Here is a 22,785-nt window from a genome sequence, read left to right on the forward strand (position 1 = left end):
TGACGACGCACCACGAACAGACCAACGCGCCAACCACTTTGCGGACACGCCCTAGGCCCTGGCGCCGGCACGCAGGCGAGACTTCCACGACCGGGCCCGGCGCGCACGGGTACGGCCGCGCCCCGCGTCCCCACGCGCGCGTACCTCGTACGGGCCCGCGCCCGAGCGCCCCGCCGGGTGCCGCCGCAGGATGGGGACATGCCGAACCCCGCCCTGCTGCGCGCCGCCACCCTGACCGCCTCCGCCCTGCTGCTGACCTCCCTGCTCGCGGGGTGCGGCGACGACGAGGCCGAGGACGAGGACCTGACGCGGCAGGAGCTGACCTGGGAGGAGTGCCCGGCGCCGTCGCAGGCGGAGGGCGGCGGTGACTCCCCGTCGCCGCTGCCGGACAACGGGGAGTGGCAGTGCGCCACCATGAAGGCGCCCCGCGACTGGGACGACCCGGACGGCGACACCATCGGGCTCGCGCTGATCCGGGTCAGGGCCACCGGCGACGACCGCATCGGCTCGCTGATCTTCAACTTCGGCGGCCCCGGCGGCTCGGGCGTCACCACGCTGCCCGCCTTCGGCAACGAATACGCGACCCTGCGCACCCGCTACGACCTGGTGAGCTTCGACCCGCGCGGGGTGGGCCGCAGCGACCCCGTGCTGTGCGAGGACGACCAGCAGCTCGACGCGTACTTCCAGCAGGACGCGACCCCCGACGACGCCGCCGAGCGCACCGAACTGGTGGACAACGTCCGCGGCTTCAACTCGGCCTGCGAGAAGAACTCCAAGACGATGCTGCCGCACGTGCTCACCACCGACGCGGCCCGCGACATGGACCTGATGCGCCAGGTGCTCGGCGACGAGAAGCTGCACTACTTCGGCATCTCCTACGGCACCGAACTCGGCGGCGTCTACGCCCACCTGTTCCCGAAGAAGGTGGGCCGCGCCGTCTTCGACGCCGTCGTCGACCCGACGGAGACCCCCGAGCAGGGCTCGCTCGGCCAGGCCCGGGGCTTCCAGCGTGCGCTCGGCAACTTCGCCGAGGACTGCGTGTCGAAGGAGGAGCCCTGCCCGATCGGGGACACCGCCGAGGACGTCGAGAAGCGGATCGCCACGTTCCTGAAAGACCTCGACAGCAAGCCCATCGAGGGCATCTTCCCGCGCCGGCTGACCCAGACCGCCGCGACCGGCGGCATCGCGCAGGCGCTGTACTCGCAGGACTTCTGGGAGTACCTGACCGAGGGCCTGGAGCAGGCGTACGACGGGAACGGGGAGATCCTGATGATGCTGTCCGACTCGATGAACGGACGCAGCCCCAACGGCGAGTACAGCAACCTCGCCGCGGCCAACGTCTCCATCAACTGCGCCGACGACAAGCCGCGGTACACCCCCGCCTACGTGGAGGAGAAGCTGCCCGCGTTCCGGGCGGCCTCGCCAATCTTCGGGGACTACCTCGCCTGGGGCATGCTCAGCTGCACCGACTGGGCGGTGCCGGGCGCCGCCGACCACCCCGACGTGAGCGCGCCGGGCGCCGCGCCGATCCTCGTCGTGGGCAACACCGGTGACCCGGCCACGCCGTACGAGGGCACCCGGAAGATGGTGCGGGCGCTGGGTCCCGGCGTCGGTGTGGAGCTGACGTACAAGGGGCAGGGGCACGGGGCGTACGACAGCAAGAACAGGTGCGTGCAGGACGCGGTGCACGGCTATCTGCTGGAGGGGAAGGTGCCGACGGCCGGCACGGTCTGCTCCTAGCGCCCCACGGATCGCGTCGAACCCGCAGGTCAGAACGTTATCCACAGCCTGCGACGGTCTGGGCGGGTTATGCCTAACATGGCCTGACAGCCATTCGCCGGCGAGCGGCGGAGGCCTGCGAGGGGGGATGCGTCCATGGCTCGTTTCGTACGGTGGGCGGCGCTCGGCGCCACCGCCGCACTGCTGGTGTCGGGGTGCGACGACTCGTCCGGCGACGCACAGTCCGGGAAGAACGGGGACAGCTCGCCGTCCTCGAACTCCTCGCTGGCGTCGCAGAAGCTCGACTGGGGGCGCTGCGAGGCCACCGACGAGGCGTCGGCACCCGGCGGCGAGTGGCAGTGCGCCACGCTGAAGGTGCCACTGGACTGGGACAAGCCCGAGGGCGAGACGATCGGCGTCGCGCTGATACGGGCCGAGGCCACCGGCGACGACCGCATCGGCTCGCTGCTGTTCAACTTCGGCGGGCCCGGCGGCTCCGGGGTCTCGATGATGCCGTCGTACGCCTCCACTGTCTCCACGCTGCACGAGCGGTACGACCTGGTGAGCTTCGACCCGCGCGGCGTCGCCGCCAGCGAGGGCGTGCGCTGCCGCGACGACGAGGAGATCCAGGCCGCCGAGGCGAAGGTGGACGCCACCCCCGACACCGCGGCCGAGGAGAAGGCGTACTTCCAGGACGCCGCCGACTTCGGCAAGGGCTGCCAGAAGGCCGCCGGGAAGCTGCTGCCGCACGTCTCGACCACCGACACCGCCCGCGACATGGACCTGATGCGCCAGGTGCTCGGCGACGAGAAGCTGCACTACTTCGGCATCTCCTACGGCACCGAACTCGGCGGCGTCTACGCCCACCTGTTCCCGAAGAAGGTGGGGCGGATGATCCTGGACGCGGTCGTCGACCCCAGTGCCGACACCGTCGGCCACGCCAAGAACCAGGCGCTGGGCTTCCAGCGCGCGCTGAACGACTACCTGGAGTCGACGGGCCAGGACCCCGCGGAGGGCACCCGGAAGATAGCGGACCTGCTGGACCGGATCGACGCCGAACCGCTGCCCACCTCCGCCCCCGACCGGAAGCTCACCCAGACCCTCGCGGTGACCGGCATCGTGCTGCCGCTCTACAGCAAGGACGGCTGGCCCGCCTTGACCAGCGCGTTGGAGGCGGCCGAGGAAGGCGACGGCTCCGAGCTGCTGGCGCTGGCCGACGGCTACAACGAGCGCGACGCGTCGGGCAACTACGGCACCACGACCCACTCCCAGCGCGTCATATCGTGCCTCGACGACCGTCAGCGCCCGACACCCGCACAGACGAAGGCGCTCCTGCCCGAGTTCGAGAAGATCTCGCCCGTCTTCGGCGCCTTCCTCGGCTGGGACACGGCGGGCTGGTGCCACGACTGGCCGGTGGCCGGGCAGCACGACACCCCGGAGGTGAGCGCTCCCGGCGCGCCCCCGATCCTCACCGTCGGCAATACCGGCGACCCGGCGACCCCGGTAGAAGGCGCCCGCAGGATGGCGGACGAGCTGGGCAAGGACGTCGGTGTCGTCCTCACCTGGAACGGCGAGGGCCACGGCGCCTACGGCAGCGGCAGCGACTGCGTGGACTCGGCGGTGGACACCTACCTGCTGGACGGCACGCCGCCGAAGGACGGCACGGTCTGCTCCTGACCCCGTCGGCCGCCGGCTCGCACGGGCGGGCCGGCAATGGCGAGTTTCGCCTCACCGTGGCTCTCGAAACACCAGGTCAGCGGCGTGGCGTGGTCGCTGCCGTCCGGATCTGTGCCAATGGCCACAGCAAGCAGGACACACGTGGGCTCATACTGAGCTATGACAAAGCCTTCGGCACCAAAGCGTCATCTGCCCACCAGCCCCTTCAAGGCCCCGGTCGCGCCGGCTCCCAAGCACTTCGCCATGGGCGACCAGGTCACGCATGACGTGTACGGCCTGGGCCGGGTGGTCGGCATCGAGGACGGAATCGCGGCGCTCGTGGATTTCGGCTCGGCGCAGAAGCGGATCCTGAGCCCCTACGCCAAGATGACCAAGCTGTAGGAAACCGTCGTGCCCGGTCATGGCACGCCAGGTCCCTCAGGGACCTGTAACGAAAGGCAGACCTCTCATCGACCCGACGTCCCTGTTCTCCGCGCTGGAAGGGCAACCCCGCCGTTCCACCGCAGCGTCGCCCCCTCCGGCGACGAACCCGTTCCAGGCCCCGGACTTCGGAGAAGACGAGATCTTCTCCACCGAGGACGCAGACGCGCCCCAGGCACCCGCCCCGGGCACGCGCGCGGCGCGGTCCAAGGCCGCCTAGGTGTGCTGTCGGCGGACCACCGCGTAAGTGCACGGCGACCAGCAGAGAGCCTGGCTGTACGTGGGCCTGCGGCGCAGCCGCCAGCGGTAGACCATGCCGTCGACGACTATGCGCCGCAATCCCTTGCGTCCCAGTGCCATGTCTTCCCCCTCGTGTCCGGGATGCCAGCCCGTCGCCGACCTGCGACGACAGAAGCCCACGGCATCTGAGCTTGTCAGAGCCGTGGGCTTCTCTGATCACCGGTCTCGCTGACGAGCGGTGCCGGCCGTAGGGTGCTGGGCGTGGACAGCACCCTGCAATTGCCGACAGAAGAAGACCTGGAGCTGGTCGAGTTCGCCCAGCGCATTGTGAAGGCCAATGGCGACGGGGAGGTGCACACGGTTGGCGCCGCTGTCCGGGATGCGCGAGGACGGATGTTCGGTGGCATCAACCTCTACCACTTCACTGGCGGACCGTGTGCAGAGCTCGTGGCACTGGGGCATGCCCGTGCGGCAGGAGCACGTGAGCTAACCACCATTGTTGCTGTCGGCGACAGGGGCCGCGGTGTGCTCGCGCCGTGTGGCCGTGATCGACAAGTCCTGCTCGACCACCATCCAGGCATACGCGTCCTGGTGCCCACGGCCGACGGGGTCCGCAGCATCGGCATAGCGGGCCTCCTACCGCACAGCTATGTGTGGGCCGATCAGGCCGCTTCCGCTGAACCGGGCTGCCCTGCGACGGCGAGGCAGTCCTTGTATTTCCATCGGGACTATCTCGACGCCGTCCGCACCGGGCGGAAGACGACGACCGTTCGCTTCCGTGATCCGGTTGCCACCGGGCCGGTCAACATGGTCTTCGAGCTGGATGAGGAGGTGGTGCTACAGGGCGTCGTAACGCAGATCATCTCGAAAAGGGTCGACGAGCTGACCGAACAGGACGCCATCGCTGACGGGTTCCGCGATCTCGAAGAACTGCACGACAGGCTGCGGTACCACTACCCCGACATCGTTCCCGCCGATGATATTGCCATCGTCCAATTCCGCTTGGCTGACGCATAAACGGATCTCGCGCTGGCACCCGAGACCGACCGGCAACGACAGAAGCCCACGGCATCTGAACTGGTCAGAGCCGTGGGCTTCGTCAGTCCCGCTCGTCAGCGGGACCGGTGATCAGTAGACCGGCTTGTGCGGTTCGATCTGGTTGACCCAGCCGATGACGCCGCCGCCGACGTGGACGGCGTCGGCGAAGCCGGCGGACTTGAGGACCGCGAGGACTTCCGCACTGCGGACGCCCGTCTTGCAGTGCAGGACGATCTTCTTGTCCTGCGGCAGGTTCTCCAGGGCGGTGCCCATGAGGAACTCGTTCTTCGGGATCAGGCGGGCGCCGGGGATCGAGACGATCTCGTACTCGTTGATCTCGCGGACGTCGATGATGTCGATGTTCTCGCCGTCGTCGATCCACTCCTTGAGCTGCTTGGGAGTGATCGTCGAATCGGCGGCCGCCGCCTGGGCCTCCTCGGAGACGACGCCGCAGAAGGCCTCGTAGTCGATGAGCTCGGTGACGGTCGGGTTCTCGCCGCAGACCGCGCAGTTGGGGTCCTTGCGGACCTTGACCTGGCGGTACTGCATCTCCAGGGCGTCGTAGATCATCAGTCGGCCGACCAGCGGCTCGCCGATGCCGGCGAGGAGCTTGATGGCCTCGTTGACCTGGATGGAGCCGATGGACGCGCAGAGCACGCCCAGGACGCCGCCCTCGGCGCAGGAGGGGACCATGCCGGGGGGCGGGGGCTCCGGGTAGAGGCAGCGGTAGCAGGGGCCGTGCTCGGACCAGAACACGGAGGCCTGGCCGTCGAAGCGGTAGATCGAACCCCACACGTACGGCTTGTTCAGCAGCACGCAGGCGTCGTTGACCAGGTAGCGCGTGGCGAAGTTGTCCGTGCCGTCGACGATCAGGTCGTACTGGCTGAAGATGTCCATCACGTTGTCGGCCTCGAGCCGCTCCTCGTGAAGGATCACGTTCACGTACGGGTTGATGCCGAGGACGGAGTCGCGCGCGGACTCGGCCTTGGAGCGGCCGATGTCGGACTGGCTGTGGATGATCTGGCGCTGCAGGTTCGACTCGTCGACCTCGTCGAACTCCACGATGCCGAGCGTGCCCACGCCCGCCGCGGCCAGGTACATCAGGGCCGGCGAGCCCAGGCCGCCGGCGCCCACACAGAGCACCTTCGCGTTCTTCAGCCGCTTCTGCCCGTCCATCCCGACATCGGGGATGATCAGGTGGCGGGAGTACCTGCGGACCTCGTCTACGGTGAGCTCAGAAGCCGGCTCGACCAGGGGTGGCAGCGACACGGGGACTCCGTTGGTCGGTCAATCAGTACGGTTGTTCTTGCCGTAACACTGCCATGGCCTTTTTCATTCCGAGACACCTGTTCCGATCCGCGAGACGATTTCGTCCCAGTAGCCGGGCATGGTCTCCCACGGGTCGGTTCGTCCGCCGCGATCCGTGCGGTCGGTGAACCAGATCGTGGCCGCTCCCTGCCAGCGGGCGATGCGCAGCGCCTCGTCCAGATGGCCGCCCGGGATGCCGTGGACGAAGTGGCAGAAGCGCTCGGGCGGATAGTCGGCGGTCCAGGCCGCCGCCTGCGACCAGCGGTAGTCGCTCCAGGGTCCGGAGAAGGTCACGAGCTGGTCGGCGTTCTCGGCGTAGCCGGGATGCGGGTGGGTGCCGTGACCCAGGACGATGTGGGCATCGTCGCGCAGCGTCCGGAGTGTGGTGACCGTCCGGCGTGTCTCGGGGAGCGAGACGCGGTCGGTCGGGCAGCGGTCCAGCAGGAAGCCGTCGGCCTGGTACCAGTCCAGGTAGCGGTGGGCGTCGGTGATCGTCTCGCCGAAGTCGCGGGCGCCGTGGACGGCATCCAGACGGCCGAGGACACGGACGCCCGCGCCGCGCAGCCGCGCGGCCGCCTGGAGGCAGTGCGGGTCGGGACGGGTTCCGGGGCCGGCGGCGACGTCGAGGACGACCCAGTCCAGGGGCGTGCCCGGGCGGGTCAGCTCGCCCCACTCGGCCGGCGCCAGCAGCGGGTGGGCGTAGCCGGGGACGCCCAGGCCGGTGCGGACGCCGGTCCCCGACGCGGTCGCCGCGGCGCTGGTCAGATGCGGCATGCCGCCTCCATCCAGATGTCGGCCAGGGACTCCTCGAGGTTGATCCGGGGCCGCCAGCCGAGCCGGTCGCGGGCGGTACGGACGTCGGCCTGCTGCCAGCTGCCGCAGCCGTCTGGGTACGGGTAGGCGACGGGAGCGGCGTGCGGCGGGTGGTCGGAGTCGCCGCGGTGGTGCCCGAGGGCTTCACCGCGGTGGTGTGCGAGGGCTTCGGGGCGCGGATGCCCGATGGCGGGGCGGAGCGGGCCGGGAGGGCCGTCGAGTTCGTGGAGTGCGCCGCCGTAACCGGCCACGCGGGCGAGCGTCGCGGCGGCGTCCCGCAGCCGTACGGCACGGCCGGAGCCGATGTTGATGACGCCCTGGGCGGCGGAGAGCGAGGCGGCGTGCACCGCGCGGGCCACGTCACGGACGTCGACGAAGTCCCGCTGGACGCCGAGGCCGCCGAGCTTGAGCTCGCCGTCGCCGGTCTGCATGGCCCGGCGCATCGCCTCGGCGAGGCGGCCGAGCGGTGATCCGGCGGGGGTGCCGGGTCCGGCCGGGGAGAAGACGCGCAGGACGACCGCGTCCAGGCCGGAGCCGAGGACGAGTTCGGTGGCGGCGAGCTTGCTGACGCCGTACGGGCCGCCGGGGCGCGGGACGGCGTCCTCGGCGGTGGAGGAGCCGGGCTGGCTGGGGCCGTACTCGGCGGAGCAGCCGATCTGCACCAGCCGGGCGCCGCAGCCGCTGCGCCGCAGGGCCTCGCAGACCGTGGCGACGGCGACCGTGTTGTGGCGGGTGAGCTCGCGGGCGCCGCCCCGGGTGGCGCCCGCGCAGTTGATGACGACGCCGGGGTGGACCGCGTCGAGGAAGCGGGTGAGCGCGCCGGGGCTGCCGGACGCGAGGTCGAAGCGGACGTCGGCGTCGTCGCCGCGGCCGAGCGCGGTGAGCTGGACGGCCGGGTCGGCGAGCAGCCGGTCGGCGACGTAGCGGCCGAGGTATCCGTTGGCTCCGATCAGCAGAACCCTCATCGGGCGACTCCCGGGGTGCGCGCGTCGATCACCTGGACGGCACGGGACGCACTGGCGCCGGCGGCTCCGGTCGCTGCGGTCACGCCGGTGGCGCCCATCACGCCGGTGGTTCCGTTCGCTCCGGACGGAACACCGAACGCGCCGGTGGCTCCGGGCGCTCCGGGGATTCCGGGTCGGGAGGTGGTCATCTGGTGTTCTCCTTCGAGGGCGTGGTGCGGGTGCCTGCGGCGGCCTGGCCGGCCGCCCGCGGCGGATGGATGGTTCGGGGTGGCGGCGCGGCCGGGCCGCGCCGGGTGCGGGGCGGCGGTCAGCATCGGGCGTCCCTCCGGGCGTGGGCCGAGGCGCGGACGAGGGTGCGGTTCGCGTGGATCAGCAGCGTCAGCGCGCCGGCTCCGCAGACCAGCGCCGGTACGCCGCCGGGCCCCCAGGCGTCCATGACGCTCTGTACGGGCGTGGCGAGGAAGCCGCAGCCCGGGAGGCGGGCGGCGAACAGGGAGGCCGCCGCCGTGGCCTCGGCTGCCGCGGTGGCGCCGAGGACCAGCGCCGGGGCGTGGGTGAAACCGTGTGCGGCGAGCAGGCGGGCGAGCAGCAGCAGGGCACCCAGGGTCAGGATCTGCGCATGGGCGGCGGGCTCGTCCAGGACGGTGGCCGCGAGGACGTGCAGGCCCGCGAGGGCGGCCAGGTACAGCACGAACGCGCCGAACAGCAGCGGTCGTACGGCGGTGGTGAACTCCTCCAGGCCGCGGCTGGCCGTCAGTCTGCGGCGGGCGCCGGCGGTGAACAAGTGGGCGCTCCAGGCGGCGGGGGCGCAGGACAGGGTGAGGGCCACGAGGGCGGCGGTGTCGACCGGCCAGGAGGTGTCGGGGGTGCCGCTCGGCAGGGCGTCGGGGCCTCCGGTGGCGGCGGTGGTCAGCAGGCCGTCGCCGAGGACGGCGTAGGCGAGGAGCCACCAGGTCCAGACGCGGACGGCGGCGGCGCGGGGCGCGGACGCCGGTCCGGGGCGGTGCGCGCCGAGCGGTCCGCGGGTCAGGGCCACGCGCACGGCGAGGGCCACGGCGAGGAGACCCACCGCGGCCACGGCGAGGCGGGCCTGGCCGTGGGTGTGGCGCAGTCCGGCGAGGGCGGCCGCACAGGCGACGCCGGGCAGCAGGGTGCGGACGGCCCAGTCCCCGCGCATCCCGGAGGACGGCGCGGGCGGCGCCGGGGGCGCGGGCGTGTCGGCGTTCCGTGGGACGCGGGCGTACATCTCCTCGGCGAGGGAGAAGACGTCCCGGTGGCGGAAGCGGGCGGCGGTCCGGTCGGTGATGCCGTGCGCCTCCAGGCCGGCAGCGATCTCCAGCGGGTCCACGGCCCGCTCGCACAGCTCGCGGTGCCGGTGCATCAGGGCCTTGACGGGGTCGGCCGTGCCTCGGCGGGGAGCGGCGGCTGCCGGCTTGCCCGAAGGCTGCCCGTCCGCCGCCTGGTACCACCCGTCGACGGGGTACGGCCCGTCCACGGAGTGCCCGCGCTCCAGGTCGAGATCGCTCATCGCATCCCCTTCACAGCGGACACCGGGGAGACCTCGGAAACCGGGGCGACGGCGGACACCGGGCGGACCGATGGCACCGATGGCACCGATGGCACCGAAGGCACCGAGGAGCCCGCGGACGCCGGCGACAGGCCGGGCACGCCCGTCGGAGCCGTCCAGCGGCCCGCCACGCGGGCCTCGGCGGGCACGGCGAACGGCAGCAATTCGCCGGCGCCGTCGAGGACGACGCGCCGGACCGGGCACCGCGCGACGATCTCGAGATAGAGGCCGTGGAACGCCGCGATGTTCTGCTCGGCGGTGAACAGTTCGAGTGCGCGGGCGCGCGCCGCGGCCCCCAGGCGCGCACGGCGCTCGGGGTCGCGCAGCAATGCCACGCACGCCTTCGCGAGCGCCCGCGGGTTGCGCGGTGGCACCACGAGCCCGGTGCCGCCGATGACCTCGACGACCGCGCCGACGTCCGTGGACACGGTCGCCCGGGCGCAGAGCATGGCCTCGACGAGGCTGATCGGGAAGCCCTCGACGACGCTGGACAGCACGGTCACGGCACCGGACGCGTACGCCTCGGCGGGCGTCGGCGTCTCGGGGCCGCCTATCTCCTCGAAGGAGACCGGGTTGTCGCCGACGGCGTGCGGTCCCGCCGCCTCGTCGGGGAAGAGCTGGGCGGCGAGCGCCCCGCAGTGGGCGAGGTAGGCCGCGCCCTCCGGCCCGACGGGCGCGCCGATGATCCGCAGGCGGGTCGTCGGCTCCTCCTTGCGGACCTCGGCGAAGGCGTGCAGCAGGGAGACCAGGTCCTTGGCCGGTTCGATCCGGCCGACCCAGACCAGCGTGTCGGGGTCGGCGTTCTCCGGCGCCTCCCCCACCTCAGCGAAGGGGGCGGCGTCCATGCCGGGGTGGACGGTGCGCAGCTTGGCCCGGTCCGCGCCGCAGCGTTCCTGCCAGCGCCGGGCGTGCGCGTTGCCGGAGGTGACGCGTTCGGCGCGACGGTAGATCTCGGCGGTGAGCCGGCCGTGGAAGGCGGCGACCAGCGCGCGGACGGCGGGCGCGGACCCGGTGGACTCCGGCGCGGCCAGGTAGTGCGTGCGCAGCCGCACGCCGTACTCGGTGACCAGCAGCGGTACGCCGTGGAAGTGCCGGGCGAGCAGCCCGGGCAGGGCGGCCGCGCCGCCGGACGCCGCGTGGCAGAGGTCGACCGAGCCGAGGCCGTCGTCCTCGTACCAGTCGAGCGAGAGGGGGCGCAGGGCGCGTTCGAGGTGCGCGGCGACGCCGAGCAGGTCTGGCACGCCCGCCTCGCGCGCCGCCTGTGACGCGCCGGGCGCGCGGCAGGCGCGCTCCAGTGCGCGTACGGCGCTCTCGGAGCGGAGTGCGCCGACCAGCCCGCCCTCCTCGCGGGCCAGCTCGGCGAGCCCGTAGAGCGCGTTGGCGAAACGGTCCGCCTCAGTGGCGGAAGCCTCCTCCGGGCGCCCCGCGACGTCCGCGGGACCGGCGCACAGAGAGGCGGCCAGATCGCCGTACGCCTCCTGGAAGCGCCGGCGCGCGCGCCTCCCGTATCCGGCGCCGTGGTCCTCGGCGGTCCACAGCGGCGCCGTACGGACCCTGCCGACCTGCGGCGGAAGCGGGACCCAGCCCTCGTCCTCCTGCCGTTCGCTGCGGCTGAGCGCGTAGACGTCGAACTCGTGCTGCCCGAGCCCGCGCACGAGCCGGTCGCACCAGAGCCTGGCGTCACCGCTCACATACGGGTAGCCACCCTCCGTAAGCAGTCCGATGCGCACGAGTGCACCCCCGATCTCCCTGTGGGGAGCCGCCGTCACCCGGCGGCTCGCAGCGGGACGAACGTATGCGGACAAGCCGGTGGCGCGACGGACGGTTGTCCATCGCGCCACCAAAAGGGGTGAACGGTCGTAACTTTCCCGTGCGGGCCGCGTTCGGCCGCGCTAGGAGATGACCGGCACTCGGTGCTCAGCTCTGCGGATACGCCCAGGGGTTGGGCTTGCAGCGGATGCCGCCGTACTCCAGGAACTTGGTCTGCTGCTGCATCACCGGAGCGAGGTCGCCGTTCTTGTCGCAGGTCACATGGGAGTAGCCGAGCCGGTGGCCGACCTCGTGGTTGATCAGCATCTGCCGGTAGGCGTGTATCTCGTCCTGGCCGTACGTCGTCGAGCCCTGCGCCCAGCGGTAGGCGTTGATCATCACGCGTTCGGTGGACGCGGAGTCGCACGAGACGTTGTCGACCGTGGTGTCCAGGCCGGACTTGGCACACCAGTCGGCGGTCGTGCCGGGGCTCGCGAGGGTGATCACGAAGTCGGGCTCGCCGGAGTGGATGCGCTCGAAGGTACGGGCGCCGTTGTGCGCCCAGCTGCGGTCGTCGTTGAGGGTCAGATGCACGGCCCGCGCGAACAGCTCGGCGTCCAGCCCGAGCCCCTTCTCCACGTCCACCCGGTAGGTGTACTTCTGCCCGGTCCCCGGCGCCTTGTCGATCCCGGCGACCGCCTCGAACTTCCCGGAACCGTCGAGCGACGGGTTCATCGGGTACGTCTTCGCCATCTTCTGGGCGTACGTCAGCTGCACCGGCGGCGCCGGCGCACCGCTCGGCGTCGGCCGCCCCTCCCCGCGCGAGGCGGGGTCGCGGGACTCCCGCGCCTGGTCGACGGCCGCCTCCGGCCGTACGGCGCCGCTGTCGCCCCCGTCGGCGACCTGGCCCGCGACCACCACGGCCAGCACGGTGGTCACGGCGGCGGCCGCGATGCCGGTGAACGCCCGTCCCTTGCCACCGCCACCGGCACGTTTGCCGTCGCCGCGCCCCTGCTCACCGGGCGGCGGGGCGTCGTCGGCCTCGGGATCGGGGGCGGTGGCGTCCCAGCGGGTGAACGAGGCGTACGGGTCGGCGGCCGGGGTGAGGGGCGTGAAGACGTCGTCGTCCGCGTCGAAGGCGTCCAGGTAGTCCTGCCGGGGGCCGGCCTGCCGCCCTCGCCGCGACCCCGGACGCCGTGACCCCGCACCCGGCCCGGCCCCGATCCCGGTGCCGGTCCCGGCCGGATCTGCGGGACCCCGCAACTCCCCCCATCCGCCACCGGGTTCCCGCTGCTCGGGATGCCCGCCACGAACGTGGGGCGTGCCGTGCGCGGGAGTGCCGCCGGAGAACCGGGGCACACCGCGCGCGGGAGTGCCGTCGGGGAACTGAGGAACACCGCGCGCGGGAGTACCGTCCGGGAACTGAGGCATGCCGTGCGCCGGAGTGCCGTCGGGCAACCGGGGCATGCCATGCGCCGGAGTGCCGTCAGGGAACCGGGGCGTGCCGTGCGGAGGCGTCCCCTCGGGGAAGCCCTGACCCCCATGCCCGGACGCCCCCTCGGGAATCCCCCGCCGTGAGCCCTCCGTACCCGCGGACCCCCCGGCCCGTCGCCTTCCCGTACCGCTTGCGCCCGTGCTCTCACCTTTCGGTGCCGGACCGCGGCGGCTGTGGCGTCCCACGTCGCGTCTCAGCTCCCCGCGCTCACGGACGCGGCGGAGTCGCCGGCGGCCTCCTGGGCCAGCAGGTCGCGGAAGGCGGCCGCCACCGTCTCGGGGTACTCCATCATCGCCACGTGCCCGGCGTCCGGCAGCGTGATCAGCCGGGCGTCGCGGAAGGCGCGGGCGGCCCGCTGGGCCATGCGGAAGCCGACGAGCTGGTCGCGGCCGCCGTAGATGAGGAGGGTCGGCGCGAGCACCCGCTCGGCCTGGCGCCACAGCCCGTGCTGCCCGCCCAGGGTGTAGGCGTTGACGATGCCCCGCGCGGAGCGCGCCATCGCGTCCCAGAAGTACGGCAGTCTCAGCCGTCGCTCCATCTCCTCGACCGCGTTGCGGAAGCCTTCCGGCGTGACCCGTCCGGGGTCTCCGTAGCAGAGCGCCATCACTCCGCGGACCCGCTGCTCGGCCGACCATTCCCGGGTGATGCGGGTGAACAGTGCGGCCACCCCGGGCAGCGCCAGCAGCGCCGTGGGGACGGCGGTGCGCTGGACCCGGAGTTCCGGCAGCGCGGGGGAGACGAGCGTGAGCGACCGGACGAGGTCGGGCCGCACCGCGGCGACCCGGGTGGTGACGGCACCGCCGAGGGAGTTGCCGAAGAGGTGCACGGGGCCGCGGCCGGCGGAGTCGAGGTAGCGGATGACCGCGCGGGCGTGCCCGGTGACGGAGTAGTCGCCGTCGTCCGGCGGCGGGGAGTCGCCGAAGCCCGGCAGATCGACGGCCTCGCTGTCGACGACGTCGGCCAGCAGCGGCATCAGCGCGGACCAGTTCTGCGAGGAGCCGCCGAGGCCGTGGACGTAGAGCGCGGGCGGGAGTCCTTCACGCGCGGGCGGCCGGGAACGCACCTTGAGGGTGATGCCGGGCAGTTGGACCGACCTGAGCCGTTCGCCCTCCGCGACCCGCACGGGCGCGACCTTCGGGAGCACGTTGGCAGTCGGCACGAAGGCTGGCTCGGTCGAAGACATGCGGCAATGTTACGAGGTGATCACGTAGCAGTTCCTGTGTTCGCCGTCACAGCGGTCAGATAATACTCCGAGAGAGCGGCGCCGTTCCGGCAGTGGGACGGCCGATGCGCACCGAGTGACGATCCGGACGCGGATCGCATAGCGTCCGGATCGGGTGTCTCCTAGGCTCGTACAGAGGGCACCCGCGTGTGGCCCCTGCTCATCTCAGGGACGTTCGTAGGAAGGGAGCCCACCATGGCCGTAGATCCCACAGACCCCGAGACGTTCGAGAACGGTGACGGCGAGGAAGCCCGGGAGTTCGACGTCGAGGCCCCCGAGGGCGACGCGGCGGAGCAGCACACGGACGTCAAGCCGGACCGCGACGACCCGCTGACCGGCCTCGACCCCGACCGCGCCAACGAGGCGGATCTCGTCGAGCAGACCCGCGTGGTCCGGCTCGACGAGGACGACTACCGGTGATCCGGCTCCGCGCCGGAGCAACGCGAGCACCGCTGACCAGGAACGGGGACATTTTTTGCCCGGTCTGCATCTCATCGAAACCTTTTGCGCGGCTATCGCCACCGTCCGGTACGTGAAATTCTGCGCTCGCACCGCGCACGACACGGTTACCGAAAAGTACGATGGCGGCGCGGCGCACACCGCATGTGGACGATTTTGGGAGGCGGCGTGACAGCCATCGAGCAGACAGAGGCGGCACGCCCGCGGGGTACGCGCCTGCCGCGCCGTGCCCGACGGAACCAGCTGCTGGGCGCCGCTCAGGAAGTCTTCGTGGCACAGGGCTACCACGCGGCCGCGATGGACGACATCGCCGAACGCGCCGGCGTCAGCAAGCCGGTGCTCTACCAGCACTTCCCGGGCAAGCTCGACCTCTATCTCGCACTGCTGGACCAGCACTGCGAGTCCCTGATCCAGTCCGTGCGCAGCGCTCTGGCGTCGACCACCGACAACAAGCAGCGCGTACGGGCGACGATGGACGCGTACTTCGCGTACGTCGAGGACGACGGCGGTGCCTTCCGCCTGGTCTTCGAGTCGGACCTGACGAACGAGCCCGCCGTGCGCGAGCGCGTCGACAAGGTCACCAACGACTGCGCGGAGGCGATCTGCGACGTCATCGCGGAGGACACCGGTCTCTCCCGGGCGGAGTCGATGCTGCTCGCCTCCGGCCTCGGCGGCCTCGCCCAGGTGGTGGCCCGCTCCTGGCTGCACAGCGACCGCAGCGTCCCGCGCGACCAGGCGGTGCAGCTGCTGACCTCACTGGCCTGGCGGGGCATCGCGGGCTTCCCGCTGCACGGCACGGAGCAGCCGCAGCACTGACACGGCGGACCGGTGCGCGGGCGGGTGCGCGTTTTTGTTCCCGTCCGCTGTTCGCTACCGGCGTTCTCGCGCGGAGCGTGCGCGTCCCCTCACCGGGCTAATGTGTGCTGGGTACGGCGCGGACGCCCGCGCAACACTGACCGTTCGGAGGGACATAGCCGTGGAGGTCAAGATCGGCGTGCAGCACGCGCCCCGCGAGATCGTTCTGGAGAGCGGTCAGAGTGCCGAGGAGGTCGAGCGCGTGGTGGCCGAGGCACTGGCCGGCAAGTCGCAGCTGCTGAGCCTCGTGGACGAGCACGGCCGCAAGGTACTGGTCCCGGCCGACCGCCTCGCCTATGTGGAGCTGGGCGAGCCGGCGCCGCGCAAGGTGGGCTTCGGCGCGCTGTAGGCGGCGCACGAGCGAGAACTGAGGGCCCGTCGGGTGTCGCACCCGGCGGGCCCTCACGCATGCCCGGCGGCAGCGGGCGCGGGCCGCTCGCGGCACCAGCCGCCCGAAGCACGGAAACCGCACAAGTCCTTCACACGGGAGGATTGCATTCCGCAGGTCAGGGGTATGACGGGCTGTGACCGTTAGGGCAGGACGGCGACGTGGGAGGACCCCTACATGCTCTTGGAAGCCTTCAGCTCCGCGCTCCTCGGCCTCGTCCTGGCGTGGACGTACGCGGTCCGGCTGCCGCACCGCCTGCCTGCCCGCCCCCTGGTGCTGTCGACCGGTGTCGCAGGAGGCCTCTTCGGCGCCTTCCTCATCCGCACCGCGGTGGACGCCGCCGGCTTCCTGCTGGTGCTGCTCGGCGCGGTCGTCGTCTCGGTCGCCTCGCTCTCGCTGCTGCTCCGCCCGGCGGGAAGACTCCGCCGGCACTCGGCGACGGCCTGAGCCGCCGCCGGGTCCGGCCACGACGAAGGAGCCTCAGCCGCCGACGGCGGCGCCAGGACCGGGACGAGCCCCAATAGACCCCAATGGAGCCCGCCGCCGCTGACGCTCAGGCGGCCAGCCCCAGCGCCGCCATCCGCTTGGTGTGCGCCTCGGTGATCCGCGAGAACATCCGGCCGACCTCGGCCAGGTCGAACCCGTCCGCGACGCCGCCGACGAGCATCGTCGACAGCGCGTCGCGCTCCGCGACCACCCGCTGCGACTGCGACAGCGCCTCGCCCATCAGCCGCCGCGCCCACAGCGCGAGCCGCCCGCCCACGCGCGGGTCCGCGTCGATCGCCGCGCGCACCTTCTCCACCGCGAACCCGGCGTGCCCGGTGTCGTCGAGCACGGCCAGCACCAGCTCGCGGGTGTCCGAATCCAGCCGGGCCGCGACCTCGCGGTAGAAGTCGCTGGCGATCGAGTCGCCGACGTAGGCCTTGACCAGGCCCTCCAGCCAGTCCGAGGGCGCGGTCTGCTTGTGGAAGCCGTCCAGCGCGGCGACGAACGGCTCCATGGCCGCGGTGGGCTCCTCGCCGATCCCGGTGAGCCGGTCGCGCAGCCGCTCGAAGTGGTGGAACTCGGCCGACGCCATCTTCGCCAGCTCCGCCTTGTCCTCCAGGGTCGGCGCCAGCTTCGCGTCCTCCGCGAGCCGTTCGAACGCCGCGAGCTCGCCGTACGCCAGGGCGCCCAGCAGGTCCACGACCGCGGCCCGGTACTGCGGATCGGCGGAGGCCGTCGCCCAGTCCTGGGCGGCGACGCCGGTGGGTGCGGCGCTCTCGGAGGTGTCGGCGGCGTTGGCAGGCTTGTCAGAGCTGGTCATGAAGCGCACAATAGCCCGCTCGCCGCTCCGGGGAAGTCACTGCTCATCCAGTGTGACGACGACTACGTGACCGAATCGGCCATCGCATGTGCGCGAATCCGGGGTATGGTGGTAATGCGCCTGCTGATACGTCGGCTGATATCGACGTGTCTCGACAGGCCGCACGTATGAGGATGCCCGGTCGGTGGCCCGATCGGCTCCGACCCGACAGCCCTCCCTGACCGTACGGCACTGTGCGTACGACGATCGGAGGGACCCCTCAGCGGTTCGAGCGCTAGAGCGTCGGCGCGGTCCCGTGCCCCACGGCCCGCCCGTAGGCAGCCGACGTCCCCGGCACGGTCTGTCACGACCCCCGCGCTCGCCTCGCGCCGCCCACACAGAAGAGGCAGCACCCTGACTACGACGTTCCGAGAGCTCGGGATCCTTCCCGAGACCGCCGAGGCCCTGGAAGCCGTCGGCATCGTCACCCCGTTCCCCATCCAGGAGATGACCCTCCCCGTCGCCCTCGCCGGCACGGATGTCATCGGCCAGGCCAAGACCGGCACCGGCAAGACGCTGGGCTTCGGCCTCCCGCTCCTCGAGCGTGTCACCGTCCCCGCCGACGTGGAGGCGGGCCGCGCGAAGCCCGAGGCCCTCACCGACGCCCCGCAGGCGCTCGTGGTCGTCCCCACCCGCGAACTGTGCACACAGGTCACCAACGACCTGCTGACCGCGGGCAAGGTGCGCAACGTGCGCGTCACCGCGATCTACGGCGGCCGGGCCTACGAGCCCCAGGTCGAGGCCCTGAAGAAGGGCGTCGACGTGGTCGTCGGCACCCCCGGCCGGCTGCTCGACCTGGCGGGCCAGAAGAAGCTGGACCTGAGCCACGTCAAGGCCCTCGTCCTCGACGAGGCCGACGAGATGCTCGACCTGGGCTTCCTGCCCGACGTCGAGAAGATCATCGACATGCTCCCGGCCAAGCGCCAGACCATGCTGTTCTCGGCGACCATGCCGGGCGCGGTCATCGGCCTGGCCCGCCGGTACATGAACCGGCCCACGCACATCCGTGCCACGACGCCGGACGACGAGGGCGCCACGGTCGCGAACATCAAGCAGTTCGTCTACCGCGGGCACTCCCTCGACAAGCCGGAGATGATCGCCCGCATCCTGCAGGCCGACGGCCGCGGTCTGGCGATGATCTTCTGCCGGACCAAGCGCACCGCCGCCGACATCGCCGAGCAGCTCCAGCGCCGCGGCTTCGCGGCCGGCGCGGTCCACGGCGACCTCGGCCAGGGCGCCCGCGAGCAGGCGCTGCGCGCCTTCCGCAACGGCAAGGTGGACGTGCTCGTCTGCACCGACGTCGCCGCGCGCGGCATCGACGTCGAGGGCGTCACCCACGTCATCAACTACCAGTCGCCCGAGGACGAGAAGACGTACCTGCACCGCGTCGGCCGCACCGGCCGCGCGGGCGCCAAGGGTACGGCGATCACGTTCGTCGACTGGGACGACATCCCGCGCTGGCAGCTGATCAACAAGGCGCTGGAGCTGGACTTCAACGACCCGGTGGAGACCTACTCCACCTCCCCGCACCTCTTCGAGGACCTCGGCATCCCGGCCGGCACCAAGGGTGTCCTGCCGCGCTCGGAGCGCACCCGCGCCGGGCTGGACGCGGAGGAGCTGGAGGACCTGGGCGAGCCGGGCGGCCGTGCGAGCCGCGGACGCGGTGGCCGGGGCGGCCGCCGGGACGACCGCGACGAGTCCCGTACGGCCGACCGCGAGCGTACGGCCCGTACGCCGCGCCGCCGCCGTCGTACGCGCAACGGGTCCCCCGTCGACCCGGCCGCCGCCCAGGCGCCGTCCGCGACGACCGCGCCGGAGGCCCCGGCGGCCGGTTCCGACTCCGCCGAGTCGGTCACCGCGCCGCGCACCCCGCGCCGCCGTCGCCGCACTCGCGGTGGCGCCGTGGCGGAGCAGGCTGTCGCGGCCGCGCCGGTCGAGGCGACGACGACCGCGGAGACCTCCGTGGCCACGGCGGAGGGCCCGGCCACGGTCGAGCTCGACGCCCCGGAGGCCCCCGAGGCCCCGGCGAAGCCGCGCCGCCGCCGCACCCGCCGGTCCGCCGACGCCGTCACGGCCGTGGAGCCGACGGCCACCGAGTCGGCACCGGAGCCGCAGGCGGCCCCCGTCGCCGAGGCCACGGAGGAGCCCAAGCCGCGCCGCACCCGCAAGGCGGCGGCCCCGGCCGAGGCAGCGGTCGACACGGCGGAGGGCGCCGAGGCGAAGCCGAAGACCCGCCGCACGCGGAAGACCGCCGAGCCGACCGAGGCCCCTGCCGCCGCGGAGACCCCGGACGCTCCGGAAGCCGAGGCGAAGCCCAAGCGCACCCGCAAGGCCACGGCAGCCGCCGCGGTCGACACGGCGGAGGGCGCCGAGGCGAAGCCGAAGACCCGCCGCACGCGGAAGACCGCCGAGCCGACCGAAGCCCCTGCCGCCGCGGAGACCCCGGACGCTCCGGAAGCCGAGGCGAAGCCCAAGCGCACCCGCAAAACCACGGCAACCGCCGCGGTCGACACGGCAGAAGGCGCCGAGGCCAAGCCGAAGACCCGCCGTACCCGCAAGGCCGCCGAGCCGGTCGAGGCGCCCGCCGCCGAGATCCCGGCCCAGGCCGCGCAGGAGCCGGAGGCCAAGCCGCGCCGCACCCGTAAGGCGGCGGCCACGGCCGAGGCAGCGGTCGACACGGCGGAGGGCGCCGAGGCGAAGCCGAAGACCCGCCGCACGCGGAAGACCGCCGAGCCGGCCGAAGCCCCCACCGCGACGGAGGCCCCGGAGACCAAGCCCAAGCGCACCCGCAAGACCACGGCAGCCGCCGCGGTCGACACGGCCGAGGGCGCCGAGGCCAAGCCGAAGGTCCGTCGTACCCGCAAGGCCGCCGAGCCCGCCGAGGCCCCCGCCACCGCGGAGACCCCGGACGCTCCGGAAGCCGAGGCGAAGCCGAAGACCCGCCGCACCCGTAAGACCGCGGCGAGCGCGGCACGCACGGTCACCGAGGTCGCCGAGATCCCGGCGCAGGCCGCGCAGGAGCCGGAGCCCAAGCCGCGCCGCACCCGCAAGGCCGCGGCCACGGCCGAGGGCACCGAGGCGGCGCCGAAGGTCCGCCGTGCCCGCAAGGCCACGGTTGCCGCGGAGCCCGCGGAGAGCTGATCACGCCGTACGACGGCCCGGCCCACCCCGTGTGGGCCGGGCCGTCGGCGTTCCCGGGGCAAAACAGCCAGTACAGCCAGCCAGTGCAGCCGGAACGGCTGGAAAGTCCCGCGGACGCCCCCGCCCGTACACCCCGCCCCGCTACCCTCCCCCCGTGACCACCCCCACCACCCTCGCCCCTCCCCCGGGCGCCCGCGCCTACCCCCTCCGTACCGCCCGCGGCGACTTCGCCGTCGTGGACGTGCCCGTGGCCTCCGGTGTCGAGCAGCGGGGGGTCGCTCTGCTGCTGCCCGGGTTCACCGGGAGCAAGGAGGACTTCCATCTGATGCACGAGCCGCTGGCCGTGCGCGGGTACCGGACGATCGCCGTGGACGGGCGCGGCCAGTTCGAGTCGAAGGGGCCGGTGGACGACGAATCGGTATACGCGCAGGGCGAGTTGGCGCGGGACGTGCTGGCGCAGGCGGACGCTCTCGCGGGGGGCGCTCCCGTGCATCTCCTCGGTCATTCCCTCGGCGGGCAGATCGCCCGCGCGGCCGTTCTCCTCGACCGGTCCGCCTTCGCCTCGCTCACCCTCGTCGCCTCGGGCCCGGCCGAGATCTCGGTGGCCCAGCGGCAGCGTGTGCGGCAGCTGCGGGACGCGCTGGCCGTGACGTCGATGGCCGAGGTGTGGGAGGCGATCCTGGCGATGGGCGCGCCGGAGGACGTGGGCGGACCGGCTCGCGGGCTGGGCGGCCCGGAGCAGTTGCGCCGCCGCTGGCTGGGGCATTCGCCCGCGCAGCTCATGGCGACGGGACACCAGTTGTGCACCGAGCCGGACCGGGTCGGCGAGCTGGCCGCCGTACGGCTGCCGTGCCATGTGCTGTCCGGTACCAGGGACGGGACCTGGCCGGTGCCGCTGCTGGACGACATGGCCCGGCGTCTGGACGCGCACCGCACGGTCGTGACGGGCGCCGAGCACTCCCCCAACCTGGACCGTCCGCTGCCGACGGCCCGCGCGGTGGCCGATTTCTGGGACCGGCACCGCGCGGCTTAGCGGTCAGTACTGCGTCTGTCAGTACTGCGTCTGCACGTGTTCCCAGAACCCGTCCCGCAGGGCCCGCCGCAGGTCGGCCTGGCCGCGCAGGGAGTACTGGAGGATTCCCTCGGCCTCCACGAGCAGGTCCTGGTCGACCGAGCCGGGCAGGTAGGGGTGGCCGGGCAGCAGCTCGACCAGGGCTTCGCGGCCTCGCGCGGCCAGCCACTTCGCGGCGATCTGGGCGCCGACGAACCGGACGTCCTCCCTGGTGGGGCGGGTGGCGGCGGTGGTCTCGTAGGCGGGGGCGGTACGGCGGGAGACGTACGGCTTGAAGAACTCCAGGTCGAGGGTGCGCTGGCTGTCGACCTCCCAGAGCAGCGGCTCGGCCTGGTTGCGGCCCTCGGGTGCCTCGATGCCCCACAGATGCACCCGGGCTCCGTACCCCTGTGCCGCCTCGACGGCCGACACCAGGTCCTCGTCGCCGCCGAGCAGGGCCGCGTCGCTGATCGCGCGGTGCCGGGCGAGGGATTCGAGGTCGGTCCGGATCAGGGAATCGACGCCCTTCTGCTGGTTGTTGGCGTTGAGGTTGCCGAGCCGGACCTTCACGTCGGGCAGTTCGGCGATGGTCTGCTGCTCGGCGGTGTGGATGCGGCGGCGGGCGCCGTCGTACCAGTAGACGCGGAGCAGCCGGCTGTCGGCGAAGATCGTGCGGGCCCTGTCGATCAGGGCGTCGATGAGTCCTTCGGCGTCCAGGTCGAAGGCGCGCCGGTCCTCGGTTCCGGCGACGAGTCGGCCCGCGGCGGCGTAGAGGTACCCGGCGTCGACGAAGATCGCATGGGTGGAGGGCGTCTTCGCCACCTCGGCGAGCATGCGCTGGAGCAGCTCGTTCGTGCGGTCGAGGCGGGCGGACAGGGCCGCGAGGTCGTCGTTCATCACACCCATTGTCCTGCTCGTCACGCTGCGAACACAACCGGTCCCGATCGGTCCTGGATGATCCGCGAGCAACTGCTTACGCGTCAGTAATTAGTTGTTCGAAAAATTTCTTTAGCGTAGGGAATGTTTGTAACAGACACCGCGTTGCATAGGTATGGAACAGGGGGCACTGTCGCCTCATGGGCCATCCACCAGTAGTTCTCCTGAGGGAGGATGACCAGACGAAGGGAGAAGCCACCATGCGCTTCGAGATTCTGCGACTCGACGACATCGACGGCACGCCCGTGGACACCACCGTCGTGGACGCCGCCTCCGTCAACCGGATCGTTCAGCAGGCTGCCGCGATCGGCCAGCGCCTGTGGATCCGCCCGGCCGAGACCCCGGCCTCGTAACTGACGCACATGCTTGAGAGCCCCGTACGGCACCACTGCCGTAC

22 protein-coding genes are annotated in these 22,785 nt (G+C 72.3%); 11 read left to right on the top strand and 11 right to left on the bottom strand.

Translation table 11 applies throughout. The annotated features are described in order from the left end of the window. The first annotated feature begins 198 nt into the window (after positions 1 to 198). From AMK31_RS10320 to AMK31_RS10330, 3 genes are all read left to right on the top strand, one after another. Positions 199 to 1,740: an alpha/beta hydrolase gene (locus tag AMK31_RS10320; RefSeq protein ID WP_073940151.1), complete on the top strand. Its 1,542-nt coding sequence runs from the start codon at positions 199 to 201 to the stop codon at positions 1,738 to 1,740. Positions 1,741 to 1,875: 135 nt separating this feature from the next. After that, positions 1,876 to 3,396, top strand: coding sequence for an alpha/beta hydrolase (locus tag AMK31_RS10325; RefSeq protein WP_073940152.1), 1,521 nt, complete (start codon positions 1,876 to 1,878; stop codon positions 3,394 to 3,396). A gap of 159 nt (positions 3,397 to 3,555) precedes the next feature. Beyond that, entirely contained in the window at positions 3,556 to 3,777 is a 222-nt protein-coding gene (locus AMK31_RS10330; protein WP_073940153.1) for a hypothetical protein, read from the top strand. Positions 3,778 to 4,032: 255 nt separating this feature from the next. Here AMK31_RS10330 and AMK31_RS40650 read toward each other — a convergent pair whose 3' ends face one another. Further along, positions 4,033 to 4,176, bottom strand: a complete 144-nt coding sequence (locus AMK31_RS40650; RefSeq protein WP_158074533.1) for a hypothetical protein — start codon at positions 4,174 to 4,176, stop codon at positions 4,033 to 4,035. 141 nt (positions 4,177 to 4,317) lie between these two features. On the opposite strand from AMK31_RS40650, the gene AMK31_RS42295 reads away from it, so the two are divergent. Then, complete coding sequence (locus tag AMK31_RS42295; RefSeq protein WP_198948463.1) at positions 4,318 to 5,073, top strand: ASCH domain-containing protein; 756 nt, start codon at positions 4,318 to 4,320, stop codon at positions 5,071 to 5,073. Between the two features lie 111 nt (positions 5,074 to 5,184). On the opposite strand, the gene moeZ is transcribed toward AMK31_RS42295, so the two are convergent. The 8 genes from moeZ to AMK31_RS10380 all read right to left on the bottom strand — a co-directional run bounded on the left by moeZ (position 5,185) and on the right by AMK31_RS10380 (position 14,174). After that, positions 5,185 to 6,363 carry an adenylyltransferase/sulfurtransferase MoeZ gene (gene moeZ / locus AMK31_RS10345; protein ID WP_073940155.1) on the bottom strand — a complete coding sequence of 393 codons (1,179 nt, stop codon included), beginning with the start codon at positions 6,361 to 6,363 and terminating at the stop codon, positions 5,185 to 5,187. Positions 6,364 to 6,426: 63 nt separating this feature from the next. Then, on the bottom strand, positions 6,427 to 7,176 hold the full coding sequence (locus tag AMK31_RS10350; RefSeq protein WP_073940156.1) for a spherulation-specific family 4 protein: 750 nt from the start codon (positions 7,174 to 7,176) through the stop codon (positions 6,427 to 6,429). Then, positions 7,164 to 8,180 (bottom strand): NAD-dependent epimerase/dehydratase, encoded by a 1,017-nt coding sequence (locus AMK31_RS10355; RefSeq protein WP_073940157.1) that lies wholly within the window; start codon positions 8,178 to 8,180, stop codon positions 7,164 to 7,166. The genes AMK31_RS10350 and AMK31_RS10355 overlap by 13 nt, the downstream gene beginning before the upstream one ends. Next, complete coding sequence (locus AMK31_RS10360; protein ID WP_073940158.1) at positions 8,177 to 8,368, bottom strand: hypothetical protein; 192 nt, start codon at positions 8,366 to 8,368, stop codon at positions 8,177 to 8,179. The genes AMK31_RS10355 and AMK31_RS10360 overlap by 4 nt, the downstream gene beginning before the upstream one ends. A gap of 119 nt (positions 8,369 to 8,487) precedes the next feature. Then, positions 8,488 to 9,708, bottom strand: a complete 1,221-nt coding sequence (locus AMK31_RS10365) for a hypothetical protein (RefSeq protein ID WP_073940159.1) — start codon at positions 9,706 to 9,708, stop codon at positions 8,488 to 8,490. Continuing rightward, entirely contained in the window at positions 9,705 to 11,477 is a 1,773-nt protein-coding gene (locus AMK31_RS10370) for a DUF3492 domain-containing protein (protein WP_073940160.1), read from the bottom strand. Before AMK31_RS10370 ends, AMK31_RS10365 begins: the two co-directional genes overlap by 4 nt. 187 nt (positions 11,478 to 11,664) lie before the next feature. Then, complete coding sequence (locus tag AMK31_RS10375) at positions 11,665 to 13,176, bottom strand: DUF3152 domain-containing protein (RefSeq protein ID WP_073940161.1); 1,512 nt, start codon at positions 13,174 to 13,176, stop codon at positions 11,665 to 11,667. A gap of 8 nt (positions 13,177 to 13,184) precedes the next feature. Then, positions 13,185 to 14,174, bottom strand: coding sequence for an alpha/beta fold hydrolase (locus AMK31_RS10380; RefSeq protein WP_073940162.1), 990 nt, complete (start codon positions 14,172 to 14,174; stop codon positions 13,185 to 13,187). Positions 14,175 to 14,408: 234 nt separating this feature from the next. On the opposite strand from AMK31_RS10380, the gene AMK31_RS10385 reads away from it, so the two are divergent. The 4 genes from AMK31_RS10385 (at position 14,409) to AMK31_RS10400 (ending at position 16,362) form a co-directional block, all read left to right on the top strand. Then, positions 14,409 to 14,633 carry a hypothetical protein gene (locus AMK31_RS10385; protein ID WP_073940163.1) on the top strand — a complete coding sequence of 75 codons (225 nt, stop codon included), beginning with the start codon at positions 14,409 to 14,411 and terminating at the stop codon, positions 14,631 to 14,633. Positions 14,634 to 14,840: 207 nt separating this feature from the next. After that, positions 14,841 to 15,488 (top strand): TetR/AcrR family transcriptional regulator, encoded by a 648-nt coding sequence (locus AMK31_RS10390; RefSeq protein ID WP_073940164.1) that lies wholly within the window; start codon positions 14,841 to 14,843, stop codon positions 15,486 to 15,488. Positions 15,489 to 15,648: 160 nt separating this feature from the next. Then, the gene (locus AMK31_RS10395) at positions 15,649 to 15,876 is read left to right on the top strand and encodes a DUF3107 domain-containing protein (RefSeq protein WP_073940165.1); all 228 of its coding nucleotides are present in this window, start codon (positions 15,649 to 15,651) and stop codon (positions 15,874 to 15,876) included. Positions 15,877 to 16,092: 216 nt separating this feature from the next. After that, a complete protein-coding gene (locus tag AMK31_RS10400) occupies positions 16,093 to 16,362 on the top strand; it encodes a hypothetical protein (RefSeq protein WP_073940166.1) in 270 nt (89 codons plus the stop codon). A gap of 106 nt (positions 16,363 to 16,468) precedes the next feature. Here AMK31_RS10400 and AMK31_RS10405 read toward each other — a convergent pair whose 3' ends face one another. Beyond that, positions 16,469 to 17,221 (bottom strand): ferritin-like fold-containing protein, encoded by a 753-nt coding sequence (locus AMK31_RS10405; protein ID WP_073940739.1) that lies wholly within the window; start codon positions 17,219 to 17,221, stop codon positions 16,469 to 16,471. 486 nt (positions 17,222 to 17,707) lie between these two features. Here AMK31_RS10405 and AMK31_RS10415 point away from each other — a divergent pair, with 486 nt between their 5' ends. Both AMK31_RS10415 and AMK31_RS10420 read left to right on the top strand, forming a co-directional pair. Beyond that, on the top strand, positions 17,708 to 20,401 hold the full coding sequence (locus tag AMK31_RS10415; RefSeq protein WP_073940168.1) for a DEAD/DEAH box helicase: 2,694 nt from the start codon (positions 17,708 to 17,710) through the stop codon (positions 20,399 to 20,401). 154 nt (positions 20,402 to 20,555) lie between these two features. Then, positions 20,556 to 21,434 (top strand): alpha/beta fold hydrolase, encoded by an 879-nt coding sequence (locus AMK31_RS10420; RefSeq protein ID WP_073940169.1) that lies wholly within the window; start codon positions 20,556 to 20,558, stop codon positions 21,432 to 21,434. Positions 21,435 to 21,452: 18 nt separating this feature from the next. Here the strand turns inward: AMK31_RS10420 and AMK31_RS10425 are convergent, their stop codons facing one another. Further along, positions 21,453 to 22,349, bottom strand: a complete 897-nt coding sequence (locus AMK31_RS10425) for an NYN domain-containing protein (RefSeq protein ID WP_073940740.1) — start codon at positions 22,347 to 22,349, stop codon at positions 21,453 to 21,455. 239 nt (positions 22,350 to 22,588) lie between these two features. Between AMK31_RS10425 and AMK31_RS39750 the strand changes: the two genes are divergently transcribed. Then, entirely contained in the window at positions 22,589 to 22,741 is a 153-nt protein-coding gene (locus tag AMK31_RS39750; RefSeq protein ID WP_107468578.1) for a hypothetical protein, read from the top strand. Positions 22,742 to 22,785 lie beyond the last annotated feature (44 nt).

The sequence above is a fragment of the Streptomyces sp. TSRI0107 genome, assembly GCF_001905845.1.
Lineage (GTDB): Bacteria > Actinomycetota > Actinomycetes > Streptomycetales > Streptomycetaceae > Streptomyces.

Excerpts from the sequence above, each read along its gene's own strand:
- AMK31_RS10355 (WP_073940157.1), bottom strand. The coding sequence starts at position 8,180 with ATGAGGGTTCTGCTGATCGGAGCCAACGGATACCTCGGCCGCTACGTC.
- AMK31_RS10325 (WP_073940152.1), top strand. The coding sequence starts at position 1,876 with ATGGCTCGTTTCGTACGGTGGGCGGCGCTCGGCGCCACCGCCGCACTG.
- AMK31_RS39750 (WP_107468578.1), top strand. The coding sequence starts at position 22,589 with ATGCGCTTCGAGATTCTGCGACTCGACGACATCGACGGCACGCCCGTG.
- AMK31_RS10415 (WP_073940168.1), top strand. The coding sequence starts at position 17,708 with ATGACCCTCCCCGTCGCCCTCGCCGGCACGGATGTCATCGGCCAGGCC.
- AMK31_RS10385 (WP_073940163.1), top strand. The coding sequence starts at position 14,409 with ATGGCCGTAGATCCCACAGACCCCGAGACGTTCGAGAACGGTGACGGC.
- AMK31_RS10350 (WP_073940156.1), bottom strand. The coding sequence starts at position 7,176 with ATGCCGCATCTGACCAGCGCCGCGGCGACCGCGTCGGGGACCGGCGTC.
- AMK31_RS10320 (WP_073940151.1), top strand. The coding sequence starts at position 199 with ATGCCGAACCCCGCCCTGCTGCGCGCCGCCACCCTGACCGCCTCCGCC.
- AMK31_RS10365 (WP_073940159.1), bottom strand. The coding sequence starts at position 9,708 with ATGAGCGATCTCGACCTGGAGCGCGGGCACTCCGTGGACGGGCCGTAC.
- AMK31_RS40650 (WP_158074533.1), bottom strand. The coding sequence starts at position 4,176 with ATGGCACTGGGACGCAAGGGATTGCGGCGCATAGTCGTCGACGGCATG.
- AMK31_RS10360 (WP_073940158.1), bottom strand. The coding sequence starts at position 8,368 with ATGACCACCTCCCGACCCGGAATCCCCGGAGCGCCCGGAGCCACCGGC.
- AMK31_RS10380 (WP_073940162.1), bottom strand. The coding sequence starts at position 14,174 with ATGTCTTCGACCGAGCCAGCCTTCGTGCCGACTGCCAACGTGCTCCCG.
- AMK31_RS10405 (WP_073940739.1), bottom strand. The coding sequence starts at position 17,221 with ATGACCAGCTCTGACAAGCCTGCCAACGCCGCCGACACCTCCGAGAGC.
- AMK31_RS10400 (WP_073940166.1), top strand. The coding sequence starts at position 16,093 with ATGCTCTTGGAAGCCTTCAGCTCCGCGCTCCTCGGCCTCGTCCTGGCG.
- AMK31_RS10425 (WP_073940740.1), bottom strand. The coding sequence starts at position 22,349 with ATGAACGACGACCTCGCGGCCCTGTCCGCCCGCCTCGACCGCACGAAC.
- AMK31_RS10330 (WP_073940153.1), top strand. The coding sequence starts at position 3,556 with ATGACAAAGCCTTCGGCACCAAAGCGTCATCTGCCCACCAGCCCCTTC.